1 protein-coding gene is annotated in these 503 nt (G+C 58.1%); it reads left to right on the top strand.

Annotation, left to right across the window (positions count from 1 at the left end; genetic code table 11):
* The coding region (locus tag DBR24_RS34280; RefSeq protein WP_256591950.1) for a FecR family protein at positions 1–503 on the top strand (503 nt) is incomplete at both ends.

Genomic DNA, 503 nt, shown 5'->3' with positions numbered 1-503 from the left:
ACCCTGAGCGATGGCAGCCAGCTAGAACTGAACCTGAACACCGAATTGACCTTCAGCAACTACAAGGACGAACGGCGCGTCACCCTGAAAAAAGGTGAAGCGTTTTTTTCCGTCAGTCATGACACGCAGCACCCGTTTGTCGTTCGCGCAGGCGAAGGCAGGATTCGGGTAACAGGCACGCGTTTCAATGTCTGGATGTATCAAGACCAGGTGCGGGTCAACCTGATCGAGGGCTCGGTGCTGGTGAGCAGCAATACCGCACTGCCAGGCGATGGCTTGCGCCTTGGGCCGTCAATGCAGGCACGTTACAAACACGGCGACTACATGCCACAGATCAGCCAGACCTACCCCAACGACACCGCGCTGGCCTGGCGCAGCGGCAAACTGGTGCTGGACAACCTGACGCTCAATGAAGCCCTGCCGCTGATCAACCGCTACCTCAACACGCCTTTGATGCTGGCCGACAGCAACACCGGGCTGATTCGGGTGGGCGGCATTTACAA

The organism is Pseudomonas sp. HMWF006 (assembly GCF_003061205.1).
Classification (GTDB): Bacteria; Pseudomonadota; Gammaproteobacteria; order Pseudomonadales; family Pseudomonadaceae; genus Aquipseudomonas; species Aquipseudomonas monsensis.
The sequence above is the reverse complement of the archived record's forward strand: the minus strand, read 5'-3'. Positions and strand labels throughout refer to the sequence as shown.